The following is a 20,931-nucleotide window of genomic DNA, read 5'->3' on the forward strand; positions in this document are numbered from 1 at the left end:
GGATGGCCGGGGGCGGCCGGGAGCCGGGGACGCCGGTGGAGGCGGTGCTGGCCGGGTTGTTCGCCGAGGTGCTGGGGGTGGCCTCGGTCGGGGTCGAGGACGGGTTCTTCGATCTGGGCGGGGACAGCATCAGCGCGATCCAATTGGTCGCGCGGGCGCGGGCGGCGGGCCTGGTGATCGCGCCGCGCGATGTGTTCGCCCACCAGAGCGTGCGGGGGCTGGCCTCGGTGGCGGTCGAGGAGGCGCACGCCGGTGTGGTGAGCGAGCCGGAGGGCGCCGGGGTCGGGCCGGTGCGTCCGACGCCGATCATGCACTGGCTGGCCGAGCGGCAGGGGCCGATCGGCGGCTTCAGCCAGACGGTGGTGTTGCGGGTGCCGCCGGATCTGGGACTGGACCATCTGACCGCCGCGCTGCAGGCCGTACTGGACCGCCATGACGCCCTGCGGCTGATCTGGCGTGACGCCGGGGAGCCGGCCGCCTCTGCGGACGGCGGTCCTTCCGGCGATTCTCCGGGTGCGGGACGCGGGTTCGACGCCGGGCTGGAGGTGCTGCCGGTCGGGTCGGTGCGGGCGGACGGGTGCGTGCGCCGGGTGGAGGTCGGCGATGCCCTGATCACGGCGACGGCCGGGCGAGGGAAGGACCCGGTCTCCGGAGAAGGGCGGGCGGAAGAGGCGGTCCGGGACGAGGGGTGGGCGGGGGTGGTGGCCGAGCAGGCGGCGTGGTCGCGTACCCGGCTGGATCCGGCCGGTGGGCGGATGGTGCAGGTGGCGTGGTTGGATGCCGGGCCGCGGGTTTCGGGGCGGCTGGTGGTGACGGTTCATCATCTGTGCGTGGACGGGGTGTCGTGGCGGATCCTGTTGCCGGATCTGTTCGCGGCCTGGACGGCGGTACGGCAGGGGCGGAAGCCGCAGCTGGCGCCGGTGGTGACGTCGTTGCGGACCTGGGCGCGGCGCCTGCACGACGAGGCCCGCCACAGGACCGGTGAACTCGATCTGTGGATCCGCACCCTGGACGGAGACGGCGACGACAACGGAAACGGGGACACCGGCGCCGCAACCCTGGACCCCGGCACGGACACCTTCGGCACCCAGCGGCACCTCACCGTGGAGCTGCCCCCCGAGGTCACCGAGCCCCTGCTCACCCGGCTGCCCGCGGCCTTCCACGGGCGGGTCAACGACGTGCTGCTCGCCGGGCTGGCCCTCGCCGTGGCCAGATGGACCGGCCGTGACGCCTCCGTCCTGCTCGACCTCGAAGGTCACGGGCGGGAGGAGATCTTCCCCGAGGTGGACCTGTCCAGGACGGTCGGCTGGTTCACGACCATGTACCCGGTCCGGCTCGATCCCGGCCCGGCGGACTGGGACGACCTGTCCGGGGACACGGCCGCCCGGGCGATCAAGCGGGTCAAGGAGCAGCTGCGGGCCATCCCCGACAACGGCATCGGGTACGGCCTGCTGCGCCACCTCGACCCCGGGACCGCGGCCGAGCTGGCCGCCCGCCCCGTCCCCGAGCTGGCCTTCAACTATCTCGGCCGGGTCGAGGCCCCCGCGGGGACGGACTGGGCCCCGGCGGAGGAGGCCGAGGCGGCGGGCGGGCACGACCCCGCCCTGGCGTTGCCGCACGCCCTGGAGGTCAACGCCCTGACGCGGGACACCCCGCAGGGGCCGTGCCTGCGGGCGACCTGGTCCTGGGCGGGCCGCCTGTACACGCCGGAGCAGGTCAGGGAGCTGGCCGAGGCGTGGGCCGCCGCGCTGACCGGTCTGTCCCTGCACACCGGAGGCGGCCTGACCCCGTCGGATCTGCTGGTCCCCCTCAGCCAGGAAGAGATCGACGCGTTCGCGGCGGAACTGGACGCGGAGTGGAGCGCCCGATGACCATCGATTCCGTGACTCCCGTGACCCCCGCCGTCCAGACCGCCCCGGCGTCCCAGCTCGAGGACATCCTGCCGCTGTCACCCCTGCAGCAGGGCCTGTACTTCCACGCGACGTTCGACGAGGCCGCGCCCGACGTCTACACCGCCCAGCTCGTCCTGGACCTGGAGGGCCCCCTCGACGCCGACCGGCTCGCGGGCGCCGCGGCCCGGCTGCTCACCCGCCATCCGAACCTGCGCGCCTCCTTCCGGCAGCGGGCGAACGGCGAGCCCGTCCAGCTCGTCCACCGGCGCGTCGAGGTGCCCTGGCGGGAGATCTCCGGACGGGATCCCGACGAGGTGGCCGCCGAAGAACGCGCCCGCCGCTTCGACCTGGCCTGCCCGCCGCTGCTGCGGTTCGCCCTGGTGCGGACGGCGCCGGGCCGGCACCGGTTGATCTTCACCAACCATCACATCCTGCTGGACGGCTGGTCCACGCCGCTGCTGGCGGCGGAGTTCCTCGCGCTGTACACCGGGGCCGAGCCCCCGCCCGCTCCGCCGTACAAGGACTATCTGGCCTGGCTCACCGGGCAGGACCGCGGCGCCGCGGGTGAGGCCTGGGCCCGCGCCCTGAGCGGCCTGGACGGGCCCACCCTCGTCGCCCCCGACCTCGCGGGCAGGCCGCCGGCCGACCCGGGACGCGTGCGCGCCCACCTCAGCGAGGACCTCACCGGCCGCCTCGACGCCGCCCTGCGCGGACGCTCCCTCACCCTCAACACCGCGATCCAGGGGGCGTGGGCCATGCTGCTGGCCCTGCTGTCGGGCCGCGACGACGTGGTCTTCGGCGGCACCGTCTCCGGCCGCCCGCCGGAGCTGCCCGGCGTGGAGCGGATGGTGGGGCTGTTCATCAACACTCTCCCGGTGCGGGTACGGCTGCGCCCGGAGGAGAGCCTGGCCGGGCTCCTGACGCGGCTGCAGGCCGAGCAGGCCGAGCTGCTGTCCCACCACCACCTCGGCCTGGCCGAGATCCAGCGCCTGCACGGCTCCGGCCCGCTGTTCGACACCATGACGGTCCTGGAGAACTATCCCCTGGACACCGCGGCGGCCGAGGTCGGCGACGGGCTGCGGCTCGCCGGAGCCGCCGGGAGCGACGCCACCCACTATCCGCTGGCTCTGGCCGTCGTACCGGGCAGGCGGCTGTCGCTGCGCCTGGACCACCGCCAGGACGTCTTCCCCCGCGCCGAGGCCCTGCGCCTGCTCAACCGGCTGACCCGGGTGCTCAAGGCCGTCGCCGCCGACCCCGACCTGCCGCTGGCCAGGCTGGACCTCCTCTCCGGCGAGGAGCGCGCCCTGGTCACGGCGCAGGGCTCCGGGGAGGCGGGCGGTACGACCACCCCGGCGCACGCGGACATCGTCAGCGCCTTCGCCGACCGCGTGGAGCGCGATCCGGACGGCGAGGCGGTCCGCGCGGCGGGGGTCTCCCTGACCTACGCCGAACTCAACGGGCGGGCCAACCGCCTCGCCCACCGGCTGACCGACCTCGGGGTGCGGGCCGGGACGCCGGTCGCGGTCCTGCTGGAACGCTCGGCCGAGGTGGTCGTGGCGACGCTGGCCGTCGCCAAGGCCGGCGGCGCGTACGTGCCGATCCACCACGGCTATCCACCCGACCGGATGAGCTGGGTGCTGGCCGACACCGGCGCGCCCGTCCTGATCACCGACCGCGAGCCCGGCTTCGCCCACGGCGCCGCGGTGGTCCGCGTGGACGAGCCGTACCCCGGCGGCCGGGCTATCCCGGCCCCCGCCTCCGCCTCCGCCTCCGCCCCGGCCCCAGCCTCCGTTCCGGCCCCAGCCTCTGCCCCCGCTCCCGGGCCGGACTCGCCGCTCGCTCTCGCGCTGAACGACGAACCGGGATTCGTGCCGCAGTACGACCCGCACGTGCGCGTCCATCCCGACCAGCTCGCCTACGTGATCTACACCTCCGGCTCGACCGGCATCCCCAAAGGCGTGGCCGTACGGCACCGGGACGTCCTCGCCCTGGCCGCCGACCACCGGTGGGACGAGGGGCACCGCCGCGTGCTGATGCACTCGCCGCACGCCTTCGACGCCTCGACCTACGAGATCTGGGTGCCGTTGCTGACCGGCGGCACGGTCGTCGTCGCCCCTCCCGGAGAGCTCGACCCGGACGCGATCGCGCGCCTGGCCGCCGAGCACGGCCTGACCGCGCTGTTCCTGACGACCGCCCTGTTCAACGTGGTGGCGGAGGAGAGCCCGGGCGCCTTCGCGTCCCTGCGGGAGGTCCTCACCGGCGGCGAGGCCGCCTCTCCCGAGGCCATGCGCCGGGTCCGCGAGGCCTGCCCGGACACCCTGCTCGGCCACGTCTACGGGCCGACCGAGGCCACCACCTACGCCACCTACCACGCCGTCCGCGAGGCGGGCGGTACGGCGCCGCCCATCGGCCGGGCCATGGACGGCATGCGCGCCCACGTGCTCGACCGCTTCCTGCGGCCGGTCCCGCCGGGCGCACCCGGCGAGCTGTACCTGTCGGGCGCGGGCCTGGCCCGCGGCTACCTCGGCCGTCCGGGGCTGACCGCCGAACGGTTCACGGCCTGCCCGTACGGCGAGGGCGAGCGGATGTACCGGACCGGGGACCTGGTCAGGTGGACGCCCGACGGCGAGCTGGAGTACCTGGGCAGGACCGACGTCCAGGTCAAGATCCGGGGCTTCCGGATCGAGCCGGGCGAGATCGAGGCGGTGCTGTCCCGGCACCCCGCGGTCGCGCAGGCGTCGGTGGCCGTGCACGACAACCGCCTGGTCGCCTACGTGGTCCCCGCGGGACCGGCTGCGGGCCGTACGGCATCGGCGGAGGAGTTGCGGGCCTTCGCCGGGGGGACCTTGCCCGAGTACATGGTTCCCCAGGCGGTCGTCACCTTGGGCGCCCTCCCGCTCACCCCGAACGGCAAGGTGAACCGCGCAGCCCTTCCGAAACCGGATATATCGGCATCCGGGCGGCCGCCCCGGACCCCCGGGGAGGAACGGCTCTGCCGCCTGTTCGCCGAGGTTCTCGGTCTGGAGCGGGTCGGCGTCGACGACGGCTTCTTCGACCTGGGCGGTGACAGCATCGCGGTCATCCAGCTCGTCTCCCGCGCCCGGCGCGAAGGGCTGACGATCAGCCCGCGCGAGGTGTTCGCCTGCCAGACGGTCGAGGCCCTGGCCCGCGGCGGTTCCTCGGGACGCGAGATCCTGCTGCCCCTGCGCGCGACGGGCGACGGGGCGCCCCTGTTCTGCGTGCACCCGGGCGCCGGTCTCGGCTGGCCGTACTCCGGCCTGCTGCGCCACCTCGGTCCCGACCGGCCGGTCTACGCCTTCCAGGCGCGGGTGCTGTCCGAGCCGGACTACACGGCCCCGTCGATCGAGGCCATGGCCCGCGACTACCTCACCCACCTGCGCCGGGTCCGGCCGCGCGGGCCGTACCTGCTGGCGGGCTGGTCGATGGGCGGCCTGATCGCCCACGCCATGGCCGTCGAACTGCGCGAGGAGGGCGAGGAGGTCGGCCTGCTGGCGCTGCTGGACGCCTACCCGGGCCGGGACGCCGCCCCCGACGAGCGCGACGTGCTGCCCGAGCTGCTGTCCGCGATCGGCTACGAGGGCACGGGGGAGATCGGCGACGTCGTCGCGTTCGTGCGCGAGCGCGGGGACCGGTACGCGGCCCTCGACGAGCAGACGCTGCTGGCGGTCTACCGCAATTACCGCAACGGTGTGAAGATCTCTCAGGAGTACCGTCCGCGCCGCTTCGACGGGGACGTGCTCTTCGTCACCGCCGCCCACGGCCGTGAGGCGGACAGCCCCACGGCCGCCGACTGGAAGCCCTACGTCACCGGAACGATCGAGGACCACACGATCGCCTGCGATCATGCGAGCATGCTCAACCCCGGCCCGGTCGCGGAGATCGCCGCGCTGCTCAGGAAGGAACTGCAGTGACAAACCCCTTCGAGAATCCCGACGTCTCCTACCTCGCACTGATCAACGACGAGGGCCAGTACTCTCTGTGGCCCGCGTGGGCGGAGATCCCCGCGGGATGGACCGTCGCTTTCGGAGAGGACAGCCGGCAGGCATGCCTGGAGTACATCGAGACGAACTGGACCGACATGCGGCCCAACAGCCTGATCAGGGCGATGGGGGAGTGAACCGCCGTCCCACCCCTCAGGCCGCCGGACGCACTCCCCGCACGACCGGGCGCACTCCCCGCACGATCGGACGCACGACGACGGCGGGGAGCGTGATCCGATGACCTGGCTGCGCTGCCCGCGCCCGCGCCCGTCGGCGGCCACGCGGCTGGTCTGCTTCCCGCACGCGGGCGGTTCGGCCACCGCCTACCGCGAGTGGCCCGCGCTGCTGCCGGAGTCCGTCGAGCTGTACGGCGTGCAGCTGCCCGGCCGGGCCGACCGGTACAGCGAGCCGCTCCCGGAGAGCCTGGACGCGGTCGCCGCCGCGGTCGCCGGGGCGCTGGCCCCGCTGCTGGACCGGCCCGTGGCGCTGTTCGGGCACAGCATGGGGGCGCTGGTGGCCTACGAGGTCGCGCGGCTGCTGGAGGCGCGCGGCACCGTTCCCGTGCGGCTGCTCGTGTCGGGCTGCTCGGCGCCGCACGAGCCCAGGGAGCGCCGCGTGCTGTCCGAGCTGGACGACGACAGCCTGCTGGCCGAGCTGGAGAGGCTGGGCGGCACCGAGCTGGAGGTCCTCGCTCACGCGGGGATGCGCGAGCTCATCCTCCCCTACGTCCGCGGTGACTTCCGGCTGGTCGAGAGGCACCGTTCCCGCCCCGGTCCCGCGCTGCGCGCCCCGATCTCCGTCCTGGTCGGCGACGCCGACCCGGTCGTCACGGCCGAGCAGGCCAAGTCCTGGGAGGCGTGCACGGAGTCGGGCTTCTCGCTGACGGTCTTCCCCGGGGACCACTTCTACCTGCAGCCCCTGCGGGAGCGGGTGGTCGCCGAGGTCGTCGAGAGGATGGGCGCGGAGTTCAGAGGATGAGCGCGAAGCAGTCCGGCCGGTAGTCCGCCGGCAGCGGTCCCGGGCTCTCCAGCGCCTTGTTGACGTAGGAGAGCATCACCGGGTCCAGCGTCTCCAGGTTGTGCCCGATGGCCCCCTCGACGAGTCCCTTGAGGGGGCAGTCGTCCTGGAGCATGCGGTTGGCGACCTGGTCGTCCGGGCCCTCGATGAAGGTCGAGGCGGCCTCCTGCTCGGCCTTCAGCCCGAGGGCGGTGTAGCTCACGCCGGGCTCGATCATGGACGGGGCGTTGAGCGCCTCCAGCAGTTTCGAGCCCGGCCGCAGTTCCTCGCAGACCGTCTCCCAGCCGCAGCTCCTGCTCAGCTCCTCGGTCGGGTCGCGGTGCGGGGCCCCCAGCGTGACCAGCTCGGCGACCTTCTGCGCCCCGCCGTCGAAACGCATGTAGGCCCTGGGCACCAGCCCGCCGAGGCTGTGCCCGACGATGGCCACCTTCTCGGCTCCGGTCGCCTGGAGCACGCCGTCCACGAAGATCCCCAGAGTCCGCGCCGACTCCTCGATCGACCTGCTCCACCCGTAGTCGAGTGCGAAGACGCAGTATCCCTGCTTGCTCAGGTACGGCGCCGCCACCGGCCAGGTGACCGCCCCGGTGCTCTTGGCCCCGTGCACCAGGACGACCGGGTACGGCGTGCTCTCGCGTGGCCGGCAGTCGAAGTCGTTGGCCTCGTCCAGCCCCTCGGAGGCCATCTTCTCGGCCTCGGCGACCCGGTCCACCGTCGGCGACGGGGGCGCCTGCGGCCCGGCCGCCCGGTTCACCAGGGTGTCGGCGGCGAAGACGAGGACCGCGAGCCCGACTGCGGCGCACAGGACGACCGCGGCGATTTGACCGAGACGGAGCTGGCCCACGATCTCTCCTCCGGCGGCTCGGAGCGCGGGGTCCCGGGGATCCACCAGGGGTGCCCGGGCTCCGCGGGAACTCGGAACAGCAGCCTGTCCCGCCGTACCGCCGGGGTTCTATGGTGTGGCCGCACCGCTTGCCCGGCGAAGTTGGCACCACCGGACAACTTCCGCCCGGCGTCCCGGTCGCGCGGCCCGGGAGAGCCTGACTCGACGGGCTCGACGGGCTCGACGGGCTCGGGGGAGACGAACTCGAAGACGGTGAGCCACTCGGCGCTGACCGGCCGGTAGCCGAGCGCCCAGAGCGCGTCGGCGACGGCGGGCATGTGGCCCGCGCCGTAGAGCACCCCGACGGTCACCGGCCGCAGGTGCTCCTCCTCGTGGAGGGCGGCGAGGGCCTCGGTCAGCAGCCGGTCGCGCCGGTGCAGGACCAGCTCGTCGAACGGGCCCTCGTCCCACTCGTCCAGAGGCCCCCAGTGATGACTCATGGTCTCCTGCTTCGTGAGGTGCCTGGCGATGAACCGCCGGGTGCCGAACAGGCGCATCCCCGCCACGAAGAAGGGGACCAGGAGGTACGCCGCGATCCGGTACCGGAGCGGGATGCGCCGCCAGCCGTCGAGGAACTCCTCGCGGGTCATGTCGGGGTGGACGATCCGGACGCCGAGGCTCTCGTAGTCGATGTGCTGCACCGCCAGCGTGAGCCGGTCGCTTCCCCGCAGCCAGCGGTAGGAGGCCGTCAGCGCGCGTACGGGGGCGGACCGCTGATCCACCCCCTCGACGACGACGATGTCGCAGGATCGCAGATGCTCGGTGACGGCCGCGTAGAAGCCCGCCTCGCCCAGATGGATCATGGGGTACAGGACGAACCGCACCGGTGTCCCGGGACGGCGGAAGGTGCTGACGACCGACCGCACTCCGGCGAGCTCCGTGACATCGATGAACTGCATGATCACCGCCCGGATGACGTCCCGGCCGCGGGGGAGGGGGGCCGGGGGTCCTCGCCGGATAGACGTCCAGGTCGGGGCCGTGGGTTCCCAGGTGGGCGCCGGGGACGATCACCCGTTGAGTCCTGCCGAAGAACGGCGGTTCCTTGGGCGAGAAGTGCCCATGAGACCGGACGGGCGGGCCGTTACCGTCGCCCCTGTGGGTGAACGTGTGGTGATCGCACTCGGCGGCAACGCCATGACGGCCTCGGACGGGAGCGCCTCCCCGGCCGACCAGCGCCGCGCGGTGGAGGGGGCGATGGGACACGTCGCCGCGCTGGTCGCCGCGGGCCATCAGGTGACCCTCACCCACGGCAACGGCCCGCAGGTGGGCAACCTGATCCTGAAGAACCAGCTCGCCGCGGACGTGGTGCCCCCGGTCCCGCTCGACTGGTGCGGGGCGCAGACCCAGGCGACGATCGGCATGCTCGTGCTCAACGCGCTGGAGGGACGCGCCGCCGTCGTGGTCACCCGCACGCTCGTCGACCCGCGCGACCCGGCCTTCCTCGACCCGGTCAAGCCGATCGGCCGCTACTTCAGCGAGGAGGAGGCCCGCCGGTTCGAGGGGCTCGGCCAGACCTGGCGGCGCTTCGAGCGGGGCTGGCGCCGGGTCGTCCCCTCGCCCGAGCCGCTGCAGATCCTCGACGCGCCCGCGGTGGCCGCGCTGATGGCCGCCGGGTTCGTCGTCGTGGCGGCGGGCGGCGGGGGAGTGCCCGTGATCCGCGACGGGCAGGGCAGACTGACCGGGGTAGAGGCCGTCATCGACAAGGACCTGGCCGCGACCCTGCTGGCCAGGACCGTGCGGGCCGCCAAGCTGGTGATCGCCACCGACGTGCCGCAGGCCGTCGTGGGTTACGGCACGCCGCAGGCCAGCCCGATCGGCTCGATCACCGCCCCCGAGCTGCGCGAGTTGAAGGCGGCCGGGCACTTCGCCGAGGGCAGCATGGGCCCGAAGGTCGAGGCCGCGCTGCGCTTCGTCGAGTACGGCGGTGACCAGGCCGTGATCACCTCACTTGAGAACATCGGAGCGGCGGTCACCGGAGAGGCCGGAACCGTTGTGCGCAAATGAATGCGCGAACGAAGTGGTGCGCAAATGAAGAGGACCCGACTGGAAGGCGGCGCTCATGCCGGAACCCATTGAAGTACGCAAGGTGGCCATCGAGAGCGTGACCGACGCCTCCGGGCTGGAGAAGCTCATCGACGACGGGGTGATCGAGGCGCACCGGGTGCTCGCGGTGATCGGCAAGACCGAGGGCAACGGCGGCGTGAACGACTACACCCGCATCCTGGCCGACCGCGCCTTCCGTGAGGTGCTGGCCGCCAAGGGCCATCCGTCGCCCGAGAGCGTGCCGCTGGTGTGGTCCGGCGGCACCGACGGCGTGCTCAGCCCGCACGCCACCGTATTCGCCACCACCGCGGACGCCGAGCCGAGCGACGAGCCGCGGCTGAGCGTCGGCATCGCGATGAGCGAGGTCATCCTGCCCGAGGACATCGGCCGTCCCGCCATGGTGGAGAAGGTCGCCGCCGGGGTCCGCGAGGCCATGAAGGTCGCCGGCATCGACGACCCCGCCGACGTCCACTACGTCCAGACCAAGACGCCGCTGCTGACCCTGGCCACCATCAACGACGCCAAGTCCCGCGGCAAGGACGTGGTGACCGAGGACACCGGCCCGTCCATGGACATCTCCAACTCCACCACCGCGCTCGGCATCGCCGTCGCCCTCGGGGAGATCGAGATGCCTGCCGCCGAGCAGATCCACCGGGACCTGTCGCTCTACTCCTCGGTGGCGTCCTGCTCCAGCGGCGTCGAGCTCGACCGCGCCCAGATCGTGGTCGTCGGCAACGTGCGCGGCATCGGCGGGCGCTACCGCATCGGCCACTCGGTGATGAAGGACGCGCTGGACGCCGACGGCATCTGGGAGGCGATCCGCTCCAGCGGCATCGACCTGCCCGAGCGCCCGCACCCCTCCGACCTGAAGGGCCGCCTGGTCAACGTCTTCATGAAGTGCGAGGCCGACCCCTCGGGCATGGTCCGGGGCCGCCGCAACATCATGCTCGACGACTCCGACGTGCACTGGCACCGCCAGATCAAGGCCACCGTCGGCGGCGTGGCGGCCAGTGTCACCGGCGACCCGGCGGTGTTCGTGAGCGTCGCCGCCGTGCACCAGGGCCCGAGCGGCGGCGGCCCGGTCGCCGCCATCGCCGACCTGGGCTGACCCGGATCCGGTACGGCGCGGCCCGTCCCCGCGCGGCCGCGCCGTACCCGATCCCGCGGTCACTTCCTCCCGGGGTCACCTCGACACCACGTAGACGACCACGAGGGTGGCCAGGAGGCAGGCGACCTCGATCGCGCAGCGGGCCGTCCACGCCACCCGCGACTCCCAGGCCTCCGCCGGATCTGCGGCCTCCGTGCCGATCTCCTTCGTCCTCATCGGACCCGTCCCTTCCGCTCGACGGAAGCATCCTGGTCCGCCCGCCGACCCGGCCGCATGGGTCCGGTGTCCCGTCTTTCCCGGGACACCGGACCCCGCGTGCCGGAGAACCGGGACTCCCGCACGGCGCGGTCCGCCCCCGGGGTCCGGGCTCACCGCCCCCGGGGTCCGGGCTCACCGCCCCCGGGGTCCGGGCTCACCGCCTCCGGCCGGGCGCGTCAGCAGCCTCCGGGCCGATCGGCCGCGCCGAGCCGGAGCCGCCGCAGGTACGGCGCGGTGGGCCCGGTCCCGCGGGCGACCCGCGCGGGAACGCCCTCGTTGATGATCCGGCCGCCGGCCGCCCCGGCTCCGGGGCCCATGTCGATGATCCAGTCCGCGCAGCCCGCCGCGTGGACGTCGTGTTCGGCGATCACCACGGTGTGCCCGCGCTCCAGCAGCAGGTCCAGGGTCCGCATCAGCCGCTGGGCGTCGTCCGGGTGCAGCCCGGTGATCGGCTCGTCGAGGACGACGAGACCCGGATCGCGGCCCCGGCGGCCGCGGAGTGCGGCCCTGGCCAGCTTCAGCCGCTGGGCCTCCCCGCCGGACAGCGCCGTGCCGCTCTCGCCGAGCGTGAGATAGCCCAGGCCCACGTCCACCATGGCCCCCAGGAGCGCGGCGAGCGGTTCGGGCCCGTCGAACACCTCGGCGGCCTCGGCCACGGTGCTCGCCAGCACCTCGTCGACGGCCAGCCCGCGGTACGTCACCGCCAGGACGTCCGGGCCGTACCGGCGGCCGTCGCAGGCCTGGCAGGTGAGATAGGTGTCGCCGAGGAACTCCAGGTCCATCTTGATCCGGCCGAGGCCCTGACAGGTCTCGCATCTCCCGCCCGGCGAGTTGAAGGAGAACGCCGAGGCGTTCCCCAGCCCGCTGGCCTGGCCGGTGTCGGCGAACAGCTGCCGGATCAGGTCGAAGGCCTTGGTGTAGGTGCCCGGGCAGGAGCGGGGCGTGCGGCCGATCGGGGTCTGGTCCACCACGCTCACCCAGCGCAGGCCGGCCAGCCCGGAGATCCTCTCCACCGTGACCGGCGGCTTCCCGGCCAGCGCGGCGGCCACCGAGTCGGCCAGGATCGGGTTGAGCACGCTGCTCTTGCCGCTGCCGCTGATCCCGGTCAGGCAGGTGAGCCGGTTCAGCGGGATCCGGATCTCGCGGGCCGTGACGTTGTGCGCCGCCGCGTCGTGCAGCACCAGCCAGCCGGCGGCGTCGTCGGGCGCCCGCTCGGCCCGTCGCAGCCGGTAGTGCGGGCTGCTCAGATAGCGGCCGGTCACCGATCGCGGGTGCCGGGCGATCTCGCCGGGCGGCCCGGTCGCGATCAGTCGGCCGCCGTCCCGGCCGCCTCCGGGGCCGAGGTCGACGACCCAGTCGGCGCGGGCGATCAGGTCGGGGTCGTGCTCCACGAGCAGGACCGTGTTCCCCGCGTCGCGCAGTTCGCGCAGGAGCTCGAACAGGTGGTCCTTGTCGGCCGGGTGCAGACCCGCGCCGGGTTCGTCGAAGACGTAGGTGAGCCCGGTCAGGGCCGTGCTGATCTGCGCCGACAGGCGGGCCCGCTGCAGTTCGCCGCCGGACAGCGTCGGCGCGGTGCGCGACAGCTCCAGGTGCGCCAGGCCGAGCCGGATGAGCAGGTCCAGCCGGTCGCGCAGCTCGGGCACCAGGACGTGGCCGACCTCGCGCTGGGCCTCGTTGAGCCCGGCGCCGACGGCGTCGATCCAGTCCCGGACCTCGCGCACCCGGCTGCGGACGACGTCGCGGAAGGTCCTGTCCAGCAGCGTGACGGTCCGCGCGATCTCGCCGAGCCCGGTGCCGCCGCAGGCCGGGCATTCCCGCCTGCGCAGGAACGGCACGTAGACCTGCTTGGTCTCGTCGCCGGCCGCGGCGTAGAACCGCTCGATCTCGGCGACGGCGCCGTCGAGCGCCCGCCGGGTCCGGTAGGTCAGCTCGGTGTGCTTCCTGTCGTTCCTGCCGGTGACGACGAGGTCGATCTGCTCGCCGCCGGTGCCGTGCAGGACCGCCCGCCGGAAACCCTCCGGCTGGTCCCGCCAGGGTCGCGCCAGGTCGGTGCCGTGGTGCTCGGCCAGCGAGGGGAGGAACGCGGCCTCGTTCGACTGGTTCCGGCCGAACCAGGGCGACTCCGTCAGGGGGAGATCCGGCCGGGGCACGATGAGGTCCGGGTCGGCCTCGGCGATCTCGCGCGCCCCGACGCACGTCCAGCAGATGCCGTCCCGGGCCTGGGGGTCGAACTGGGCGGGGTGCAGCGGGCCGGTCCACGTGCGCCCGGTCGCCAGCGGGGCGAGCCGGGCGAACACCAGCCCCAGGTACGCCTCCACTCCGGTCAGGGTGCCGAGCGTCGAGTTCGGGTTGCGGCCGGCGTTGCGCTGGTCGACGGCGAGAGTCGCGGTCAGGCCCCGGACGCGGTCGACGCGGGGCCGGTCGCGCGGGGTGAGGAACTTGCGGACGTACGGATCGAAGCCCTCCACGTACCGCAGTTGCGCCTCGGCGTGGAGGGTGTCGATGACCAGCGAGCTCTTGCCGCTGCCGCTGACGCCGGTGAAGGCGACGACGGCCCGGTGCGGGATCCGCACGTCGACGCCGCGCAGATTGTGGGTGCGCACGCCGGTCGCCTCGATGCAGTCCGGTGAGGGGCCGGCCGGCCCCGTCCCGGCCGCCGTGACCTTCATCGACCCTCCGCCCTTCATCCGACCTCCGTCTCCTGCGGTTCCGGTCCGGTCTCCTCACCGGCGCGGACCCAGCCGTTCCCCGGCTCGGGCCAGGCCAGCCGGCCCGTCTCGATGTCGCCGGCGATCTCCTCGATCCAGGCCAGTTCGGCCTCCTGCATCCGCACCGCGTACTCGGCCTCCACCACGAACAGGCGCGGCACCTCGCCCGCGCGCAGCACCTCGCGGTGCTCCCGCCGGAGCTCCTCCAGCGACGCGCGCACCTGGCCGGCCCGCTCCCGCAACGCCGCCACGGCGCCGTCCGGCCCGAGCGCGCCGAGATAGCTGACCGCCGACAGGAACTTCGGATACTCCTCCGCCGGGACGCGGACCAGTTCGTCCACCCAGCGCACGAACTGCTCCCGCCCCAGGGCGGTGTACCGGTAGACGGTCCGCTCGGGCCGGGCGCCGACCCGGACCGTCTCGAGCGACTCGATCCATCCGGCGCGCTCCAGCGCCCGCACGACGTCGTACAGGGACCCGGTGGTCAGCTTGAAGACCCGGTCCAGGCCACGTTCCCGCAGGGTCGCGGCCATGGCGTGCGGATGCATGGGCGACTCCATCAACAGGCCGACGACCGCCAGACCCAGCGGGTTGGACACCGCGCGGCCGGTACGAGGACTCAATTGCTCGCCTCCTATCACTCGGATCCGAGTATTCATGCGCGACGGGCGTCGGTCAAGATTGACGACGGCGCGTGCTCCACCGCGCGTTCTCCCCGGTAGGCTCCCGATTCGTGCCGAGCATTCCCCAGCCCCTGGTCCCCGACGACCACGGCGGAGCCGACGCCGCCGTGGCCTCCGCGCTGGCCGCCTACGCCGCCGGTACGGCCGGCGCCGCCGAGGTGGTCTCCGCGCTGAGCGGCGCCCGGCTGCTGGTCCCGGTGGTGGCGCTGCTGACCTCCTCCGAGGTCGGCGAGCACGGGCTCCGGCAGGAGAAGGAGAGCGAGATGGCCCTGCCGAAGCTCGTCGGCAAGGACGGCCGCGAGGCGGTGCTCGCCTTCACCGGGGTCGAGTCGCTCAAGCTCTGGCGCCCCGACGCCCGGCCGATCCAGGCCACCGTCCCGCAGGTCTGCCAGGCAGCCGTGCACGAGAACGCGGCCGCGGTGGTGGTCGACGTGGCCGGACCGGTGTCGTTCGTGATCGAGGGCGGCGTGCTGGCGGCCTTCGCCGCGGTGGAGTCGGGAACCCTCGACCGGCTGGAGGCCGAGGGCTCCGGAGAGGTCACCGTGGCGAAGATGGCAGGGGCCGCTGAGGCCCCCAGGCGTCGGCGGTTCGGTTGGCGACGGCGTGGACGAGGTTGATCGTCAGGATCGCCGGGGCGATCACGGCGACGAAGCCGCCGAAGTCGCGCTCGAAGACCAGGGCGAGGATCACCGCGGTGACCCCGTTCTGCTGGGCCAGGCCGAGATGGACCCGGTCGATCACCGGCAGGCCGTGGGTGAGGACCAGTGCCGCGAGCATCTGGGCGGCGAAGGCGGCCAGCCCGAGCAGGACGCCCATGCCCATGTTCGCCCCGCCCACCAGCAGCAGTCCCATCAGGAACGCCGACAGCGCGAACGCCACGCTCACCGCGCGGGTCAGCCAGCGTGAGTCCGGCACCCGGAGATAGAGTCCGGCGGTCGCCAGGCCGAGCATCAGGGAGCTCCAGGCGGCCGAGACGACCGCGGTGGCCGCCGCCACGTAGCTCAGCACCGGCGGGGCGTTCCTGATCAGCCGCCACACCAGGTAGGCGACCAGCGCGAACAGGGCGTTCAACCCGAGATCGGCGAAGTAGGCCGCCGACAGCCCGCCGCCGTCCGAACCGCTCACCAGCGCCGCCGCGTACACCGCCAGGATGATCGTCACCGGGTCGTCGAAGGAGGACCAGGCCCCCAGGATCGTCTTGGCCCGGGCCGACAGCCGGTCGTCCCGCATCACGGTGGCGACCGAGAGCGGGTCGATCTGGGCGACCACCACCGCCATGATCAGGGCGCGCGGGTCACCCGAGACCAGGTAGACGACCCCGGCGATGAACGCGGTCTTCAGGATCACCCCGACGGTCACCGCGAGCACGATCAGCCGGGTGTGCTCCCGGGCCTCGGCGCGGTCGATCCCGTGCGTGCTTCCGTACAGGCCGATGGCCAGCAGCAGGGTGCTGAACAGGACGTAGACGGAGGAGTTCTCCAGTCCGCTCACCCCGCCCGCCTCGGCGGCGAGCCAGCCGAGGCCGACGACGACGATCAGGAGCCCGATTCGGGCCAAGGCTCGCTCCTCGGAACGGATCGCAGATGGCCTCCGGTGTCCCGGGGGCGCTCTCTCTGGTTGATGGGGGGAAGGGTGAAGTGGCCGCGGATCGTGTCCACCAGTCTCGCCATCTTGTCGTCGGCGACGTCCACCTTGCGCTGGTCGAGCGTCACCCCGATCAGATAGCGGGTCTCGTCGATCCAGTAGAAGTACAGCGCGCCGCGCTCGACGTCGAGGACGGTGCGGATGAGGATGCCGCCCTCGATCCGCCGGAACTGCCGGTTGAGCCGCCCGGTGAGCCAGTTGAGCTGGTGGCCGGCCTTCAGGTAGAGCTCCCGGCGCTGCTCCTGGTCGGTCTCGTGGAAGAAGTGCGCCAGGTCGGCGTCGTCGAGCACGTCGGTGTAGAAGCAGCAGCGCCCGTCGGCGTAGTAGGCCACGAAGTGCAGGTCGTCCTGGTCGAGCATGGCGACGCAGCTGCCGACCGACTTCTCCACCGACGGGCCGATGCCCGGCATGGTGCGGATCAGGATCTCCGACTCGCCGATCACCTTCCGCTTGGTGGCGGTGGGCACCGGGCCCATCCCGGCCTCCATGTACGGAAGGTAGAGGCCCCTGCCGTACTGGATGAGCAGGTAGACACCGGTCGCGAAGGCGAACGCGCTCACACCGGCGGTGATCAGACCGTGCACCTCGCCGGGGACGCCGCCGTGCCACAGGACCGGGCCGAACGCGGCGACGAAACCGAGCACCCCCTCGCCCGCCGCGGTGACCGTCAGCGCGACCACCATCAGCACCGGGAGCCGGGCCCGGATCCGCCCGATCACCGTCGCGGTCAGCGCGAGGGACAGGATCACCACGACGACCGTGACGGCGCGGGAGACGTTGTACTCCTCGCCCTCGATGTACCAGGCCAGGATCTCCAGCAGCACCGGCAGCAGGACCAGGGACGCGATCACCGCCGGCAGCCGGGCGAAGCGGTCCCTGTCCACGCGTTCGGCCCTCCTCGGTCGACGTAGTCCTCAGCGTTCGTGATCGGCTTCCGGTCCGTCAATGACTTCGGAGGTCATACAGGCTTCCCGGACCGGGGCCGGGCGCCCGGCGGACACGGGGGGCGGGGCCGGGCTATGGTCGGTCGGTGGCCCTCCTCCCCGTCGCGGCGGCCCTCGCCGGGCTGCTGATCGGCCTTTTCTCGCGCGCCCTGGTGGTACGCCACTCCGCGGCCGAGGGGGACTCGCTCCGGTACGGGTGCCCGTCCTGTACGGCGCTGCTGCTCGGGGCGCTCGTCTGGAAGGCCGTGACGGGGGACGCCTCACCGGGCAGCGCTTCATCGGGGGACGCCGCGCCGGTGGCGGGCGGGCCCCTGCCCGGCGTCGCGTGGGCCGTGGGGCCCGGAGAACCCGGTGATCCCGCCGGGTGGGCCCCGTACCTGGCCGAGCTCGCGGAGCTGCTCGCCTTCTGCTGGCTGGCCGTGCTCTGCGTCGTGCTCGCCTTCGTCGACCTGGCCGTGCGGCGGCTGCCCGACCGGTTCACCCTCGCCGCCGGACTGGGCACCGGGGGACTGCTGACGGTCGCCGCCGCGGCCGGGGGACGCTGGGGGGACCTACTCGGGGCGGGACTGGGCGGACTCGCGCTGGCGGGCTTCTATCTGCTGCTCTTCCTGGTCAACCCGGCCGGGATGGGCCTGGGCGACGTCAAGCTCGCGGCGGTGCTGGGGACGGCGCTGGGCTGGCTGGGGTGGAACGCCCTGGTCGCCGGGGCGTTCCTCGGCTTCCTGGCGGGCGCCCTCTACGGGGTGGCGCTGATCGTCCTGCGCCGGGGGAGCCGCAAGAGCGAGTTCCCCTTCGGCCCCTTCATGATCATCGGCGCCTTCGCCGCCGTCCTCTTCTGAGCGATCCCGTATAGCGTGGCCGCCGCGACGCCGTCACCCGAGGAAGACCGCCATCATGTCCCGTACCTGGATCACCCGGCCGGAGAACGAGCGGGACATCCCCGCGATCCGCGAGGTCAACCTCGCGGCCTTCCCCACCCCCGCGGAGGCCGATCTCGTCGAGGCGCTGCGCGCCGACCCGGCGTGGATCCCCGGCCTGTCCACGGTGGCAGTCGACGACGACGGCGCCGTCGCCGGATACGCGCTGCTCACCCGCTGCCACGTCGGGGACGCCCCGGCCCTGGCGCTCGGACCCTGCGCGGTGCCGCCCCGGTACCAGCGGCGGGGCGCGGGATCGGCCGCGATCCGCGCCGGTCTGGAGGCCGCCCGCGCCATGGGCGAGAACCTCGTCCTCGTCCTCGGCCACGCCGCCTACTACCCCCGCTTCGGCTTCACCCGGGCCTCCTCCCGCGGGATCCGCCCGTCCTTCGAGGTCCCCGACGAGGCCATGATGGCGCTGGTGTTCGACGAGACCCTCCCGGTGCCGAGCGGCGTCATCGTCTATCCCCCGCCGTTCGGCGTCTGATCCCGGAGAACGGATCGCCGGCCGGTCTCCGTGATCCGTGTCCGGAACAGCGGCCGACAGCGGTCTACCGGGGGCCGGCGGGGATCCGGTGGACGGCCCGCCGTGATTCGTACCAGGTGTCGCCGACGGGCTCGCCCGCCAGGTTCCAGCTCCAGGAGACGGCGGGGACGACGCACGTGTAGAAGCCCGGGCCGACCATTCCGGCCCGCTCGACCGGCGGTTCGGCGCGGCCGTAGACCCGGACGCCCCGGGCGGCGAACGGCTCGAACGACACGATGTCGTCGACGACCAGGGCGACTTGGTGGTTGCCCGCCCGGACGTTGCGGAACTTGCGGGTGTCGAGAACGCTCCGCCCGGAACCTCCGATCCAGAAGAACGTCCCGTCGAACTCGAACGCGACCGGGACCACGTCGGGCTGCCCGTCGGGGGAGAGGGTCGCGACGCGTGCGAGCGGCTGCGACCGCAGGTAGGCGATCTCTTCATCGGTGAACGACATGGGACGTCCCCTTCCCTGTTCCGGGCCTCTCTCGTTCCGGGTCCCCTGCGGAGGGCGGCCGCCGGACGGTGGGAGTGCCCGCCCTCCGCCCCGGCCGGTGTCTCATCAGGTGAGCTGGGGCCATTCCAGTGTGCGGCACATGGAAGACTTGTCCCCATGTTGCGCTGGCTGACCGCAGGAGAGTCCCACGGCCCCGAACTCGTCGCGATCCTCGAAGGGTTGCCCGCCGGGGTGGAGGTGACGACGGCCGACATCGACCGCGCCCTGGCGAGGCGTCGACTGGGTTACGGCCGCGGCGCCCGGATGAAGTTCGAGCAGGACGTGGTGACCGTGGTGGGCGGCGTACGGCACGGCCGCACCCTCGGCAGTCCCGTGGCGATCCGGGTCGGCAACACCGAGTGGCCCAAGTGGGAGACCGTCATGGCGGCCGACCCGGTGGACCCGGCGGTGCTGGAGGGCCAGGCCCGCAACGCGCCGCGCTCGCGCCCCCGGCCCGGCCACGCCGACCTCGCCGGCATGCAGAAGTACGGCTTCGACGACGCCCGGCCGGTGCTCGACCGGGCCAGCGCCCGCGAGACCGCCGCCCGCGTCGCCCTCGGCCAGGTCGCCAGGAACTTCCTGAAGCAGGCCCTCGGCGTCGAGGTCGTCAGCCACGTCGTCTCGATCGGGGCGGCGCAGACGACCGAGGGCGTCGTCCCCGGCCCCGGCGACATGGACGCGGTCGACGCCGACCCGGTGCGCTGCATGGACCCGGCCGGCAGCGCCGCGATGGTCGCCGAGATCGACAAGGCGCACAAGGACGGCGACACCCTCGGCGGCGTCGTCGAGGTGATCGCCTACGGGCTGCCGCCGGGCCTGGGCAGCTACACCCACTGGGACCGCCGCCTCGACGCCCGCCTGGCCGCCGCGCTGATGGGCATCCAGGCGATCAAGGGCGTGGCGGTCGGCGACGGCTTCGAGACCGCGCGCCGCCCCGGCTCCCGGGCCCACGACGAGATCGAGAACACCCCCGGCGGCGTGCGCCGGATCACCAACCGGGCCGGCGGCGTCGAGGGCGGCATGACCAACGGCGAGCCGCTGCGCGTCAGCGCCGCGATGAAGCCGATCTCCACCGTGCCCCGCGCGCTGGCCACCATCGACGTGCTGACCGGCGAGGCGGCCAAGGCCCACCACGAGCGCTCCGACGTGTGCGCCGTCCCGGCCGCCGCGATCGTCGCCGAGGCCATGGTCGCCCTGGTCCTGGCCGACGCCGCGCTCGAGAAGTTCGGCGGCGACTCCGTCGAAGAGGTCGCCCGCAACCTGTCCGGATACCTGTCCTCGATGGTGATCAAATGAGTCCTCGCGCGGTTCTGATCGGAGCCCCCGGATCGGGCAAGACGACCGTGGGCAAGCTGCTGGCCGAGCGGCTCGGCGTCGCCTTCCGCGACACCGACGCCGACGTGGAGGCCGTGGCGGGCAAATCGGTGAGCGACGTCTTCGTCGAGGACGGCGAGGAGCGCTTCCGCGAGCTGGAGGCGCAGGCCGTACGGCTGGCGCTGACCGAGCACGACGGCGTGCTGGCGCTGGGCGGCGGCGCGATCCTGGCCGAGCCGACGCGGGAGCTGCTGGCCGATCATCCGGTGGTCTACCTGGAGGTCGGCCTGTCGCAGGCGGTCTCCCGGGTGGGCCTGGCCTCGGCGCGCCCCCTGCTGGTGCTCAACCCGCGCAGCCAGCTGAAGAAGCTGATGGACGCCCGCCGTCCGATCTACGAGGACCTGGCGACCGTCAAGGTCGCGACGGACGAGCGCGGTCCCGGCGAGGTCGTGGATGAGATCGTCAAGGGGCTGGGCCTGTGAGCGGGAGGGGGACGCGGC

General features: G+C 73.3%; 19 protein-coding genes. 11 read left to right on the plus strand and 8 right to left on the minus strand.

Annotated features, from left to right (window positions below; genetic code table 11):
* The 4 genes from Psi01_RS44115 to Psi01_RS15915 all read left to right on the plus strand — a co-directional run.
* Positions 1–1,871 (plus strand): condensation domain-containing protein (locus Psi01_RS44115; RefSeq protein WP_275424529.1); only part of this gene is annotated, 1,871 nt, incomplete at its 5' end.
* Entirely contained in the window at positions 1,868–5,824 is a 3,957-nt protein-coding gene (locus Psi01_RS15905) for a non-ribosomal peptide synthetase (protein WP_204064794.1), read from the plus strand. The genes Psi01_RS44115 and Psi01_RS15905, both read left to right, overlap by 4 nt.
* Entirely contained in the window at positions 5,821–6,030 is a 210-nt protein-coding gene (locus Psi01_RS15910) for an MbtH family protein (RefSeq protein ID WP_204064795.1), read from the plus strand. Before Psi01_RS15905 ends, Psi01_RS15910 begins: the two co-directional genes overlap by 4 nt.
* 100 nt (positions 6,031–6,130) lie before the next feature.
* Positions 6,131–6,871, plus strand: a complete 741-nt coding sequence (locus tag Psi01_RS15915; protein ID WP_204064796.1) for a thioesterase II family protein — start codon at positions 6,131–6,133, stop codon at positions 6,869–6,871.
* Here the strand turns inward: Psi01_RS15915 and Psi01_RS15920 are convergent.
* Entirely contained in the window at positions 6,861–7,751 is an 891-nt protein-coding gene (locus tag Psi01_RS15920; protein ID WP_204064797.1) for an esterase/lipase family protein, read from the minus strand. The genes Psi01_RS15915 and Psi01_RS15920 overlap by 11 nt on opposite strands.
* Positions 7,658–8,689 carry a hypothetical protein gene (locus Psi01_RS15925; RefSeq protein ID WP_204064798.1) on the minus strand — a complete coding sequence of 344 codons (1,032 nt, stop codon included), beginning with the start codon at positions 8,687–8,689 and terminating at the stop codon, positions 7,658–7,660. The genes Psi01_RS15920 and Psi01_RS15925 overlap by 94 nt, the downstream gene beginning before the upstream one ends.
* Positions 8,690–8,885: 196 nt before the next feature.
* On the opposite strand from Psi01_RS15925, the gene Psi01_RS15930 reads away from it, so the two are divergent.
* Positions 8,886–9,794: a carbamate kinase gene (locus Psi01_RS15930; protein ID WP_239127746.1), complete on the plus strand. Its 909-nt coding sequence runs from the start codon at positions 8,886–8,888 to the stop codon at positions 9,792–9,794.
* 55 nt (positions 9,795–9,849) lie between these two features.
* Complete coding sequence (gene bar / locus Psi01_RS15935; RefSeq protein ID WP_204064800.1) at positions 9,850–10,941, plus strand: barbiturase; 1,092 nt, start codon at positions 9,850–9,852, stop codon at positions 10,939–10,941.
* Between the two features lie 75 nt (positions 10,942–11,016).
* Here the strand turns inward: bar and Psi01_RS15940 are convergent, their stop codons facing one another.
* The 3 genes from Psi01_RS15940 to Psi01_RS15950 all read right to left on the minus strand — a co-directional run bounded on the left by Psi01_RS15940 (position 11,017) and on the right by Psi01_RS15950 (position 14,530).
* The gene (locus Psi01_RS15940) at positions 11,017–11,157 is read right to left on the minus strand and encodes a hypothetical protein (RefSeq protein WP_204064801.1); all 141 of its coding nucleotides are present in this window, start codon (positions 11,155–11,157) and stop codon (positions 11,017–11,019) included.
* A gap of 218 nt (positions 11,158–11,375) precedes the next feature.
* Complete coding sequence (locus Psi01_RS15945) at positions 11,376–13,886, minus strand: excinuclease ABC subunit UvrA (protein WP_239127748.1); 2,511 nt, start codon at positions 13,884–13,886, stop codon at positions 11,376–11,378.
* A complete protein-coding gene (locus tag Psi01_RS15950) occupies positions 13,883–14,530 on the minus strand; it encodes a PadR family transcriptional regulator (protein ID WP_204064802.1) in 648 nt (215 codons plus the stop codon). The genes Psi01_RS15945 and Psi01_RS15950 overlap by 4 nt, the downstream gene beginning before the upstream one ends.
* Before the next feature lie 110 nt (positions 14,531–14,640).
* On the opposite strand from Psi01_RS15950, the gene Psi01_RS15955 reads away from it, so the two are divergent.
* Entirely contained in the window at positions 14,641–15,207 is a 567-nt protein-coding gene (locus tag Psi01_RS15955; RefSeq protein WP_204064803.1) for an SseB family protein, read from the plus strand.
* Here the strand turns inward: Psi01_RS15955 and Psi01_RS15960 are convergent.
* On the minus strand, positions 15,128–16,147 hold the full coding sequence (locus Psi01_RS15960) for a cation:proton antiporter (protein ID WP_204064804.1): 1,020 nt from the start codon (positions 16,145–16,147) through the stop codon (positions 15,128–15,130). The genes Psi01_RS15955 and Psi01_RS15960 overlap by 80 nt on opposite strands.
* Positions 16,126–17,118 (minus strand): hypothetical protein, encoded by a 993-nt coding sequence (locus Psi01_RS15965; RefSeq protein WP_204064805.1) that lies wholly within the window; start codon positions 17,116–17,118, stop codon positions 16,126–16,128. The genes Psi01_RS15960 and Psi01_RS15965 overlap by 22 nt, the downstream gene beginning before the upstream one ends.
* Positions 17,119–17,264: 146 nt before the next feature.
* On the opposite strand from Psi01_RS15965, the gene Psi01_RS15970 reads away from it, so the two are divergent.
* Together Psi01_RS15970 and Psi01_RS15975 are read left to right on the plus strand one after the other, a co-directional pair.
* The gene (locus Psi01_RS15970) at positions 17,265–18,017 is read left to right on the plus strand and encodes a prepilin peptidase (protein ID WP_204064806.1); all 753 of its coding nucleotides are present in this window, start codon (positions 17,265–17,267) and stop codon (positions 18,015–18,017) included.
* Positions 18,018–18,072: 55 nt separating this feature from the next.
* A complete protein-coding gene (locus tag Psi01_RS15975) occupies positions 18,073–18,582 on the plus strand; it encodes a GNAT family N-acetyltransferase (protein ID WP_204064807.1) in 510 nt (169 codons plus the stop codon).
* Between the two features lie 64 nt (positions 18,583–18,646).
* Here the strand turns inward: Psi01_RS15975 and Psi01_RS15980 are convergent, their stop codons facing one another.
* Positions 18,647–19,078 (minus strand): PPOX class F420-dependent oxidoreductase, encoded by a 432-nt coding sequence (locus tag Psi01_RS15980; protein WP_204064808.1) that lies wholly within the window; start codon positions 19,076–19,078, stop codon positions 18,647–18,649.
* A 156-nt stretch (positions 19,079–19,234) separates the two neighbouring features.
* Between Psi01_RS15980 and aroC the strand changes: the two genes are divergently transcribed.
* Both aroC and Psi01_RS15990 read left to right on the plus strand, forming a co-directional pair.
* Positions 19,235–20,413, plus strand: a complete 1,179-nt coding sequence (gene aroC / locus Psi01_RS15985) for a chorismate synthase (RefSeq protein ID WP_204064809.1) — start codon at positions 19,235–19,237, stop codon at positions 20,411–20,413.
* Complete coding sequence (locus tag Psi01_RS15990; protein ID WP_204064810.1) at positions 20,410–20,913, plus strand: shikimate kinase; 504 nt, start codon at positions 20,410–20,412, stop codon at positions 20,911–20,913. The genes aroC and Psi01_RS15990 overlap by 4 nt, the downstream gene beginning before the upstream one ends.
* Positions 20,914–20,931 lie beyond the last annotated feature (18 nt).

The organism is Paraplanobispora siamensis, assembly GCF_016863175.1.
GTDB lineage: Bacteria > Actinomycetota > Actinomycetes > Streptosporangiales > Streptosporangiaceae > Planobispora > Planobispora siamensis.

Bases quoted from the DNA above. Each gene is read 5' to 3' on its own strand.
- bar (WP_204064800.1), top strand. From the start codon at position 9,850: ATGCCGGAACCCATTGAAGTACGCAAGGTGGCCATCGAGAGCGTGACC.
- aroC (WP_204064809.1), top strand. From the start codon at position 19,235: ATGTTGCGCTGGCTGACCGCAGGAGAGTCCCACGGCCCCGAACTCGTC.
- Psi01_RS15990 (WP_204064810.1), top strand. From the start codon at position 20,410: ATGAGTCCTCGCGCGGTTCTGATCGGAGCCCCCGGATCGGGCAAGACG.
- Psi01_RS15980 (WP_204064808.1), bottom strand. From the start codon at position 19,078: ATGTCGTTCACCGATGAAGAGATCGCCTACCTGCGGTCGCAGCCGCTC.
- Psi01_RS15940 (WP_204064801.1), bottom strand. From the start codon at position 11,157: ATGAGGACGAAGGAGATCGGCACGGAGGCCGCAGATCCGGCGGAGGCC.
- Psi01_RS15975 (WP_204064807.1), top strand. From the start codon at position 18,073: ATGTCCCGTACCTGGATCACCCGGCCGGAGAACGAGCGGGACATCCCC.
- Psi01_RS15945 (WP_239127748.1), bottom strand. From the start codon at position 13,886: ATGAAGGGCGGAGGGTCGATGAAGGTCACGGCGGCCGGGACGGGGCCG.
- Psi01_RS15915 (WP_204064796.1), top strand. From the start codon at position 6,131: ATGACCTGGCTGCGCTGCCCGCGCCCGCGCCCGTCGGCGGCCACGCGG.
- Psi01_RS15905 (WP_204064794.1), top strand. From the start codon at position 1,868: ATGACCATCGATTCCGTGACTCCCGTGACCCCCGCCGTCCAGACCGCC.
- Psi01_RS15925 (WP_204064798.1), bottom strand. From the start codon at position 8,689: ATGCAGTTCATCGATGTCACGGAGCTCGCCGGAGTGCGGTCGGTCGTC.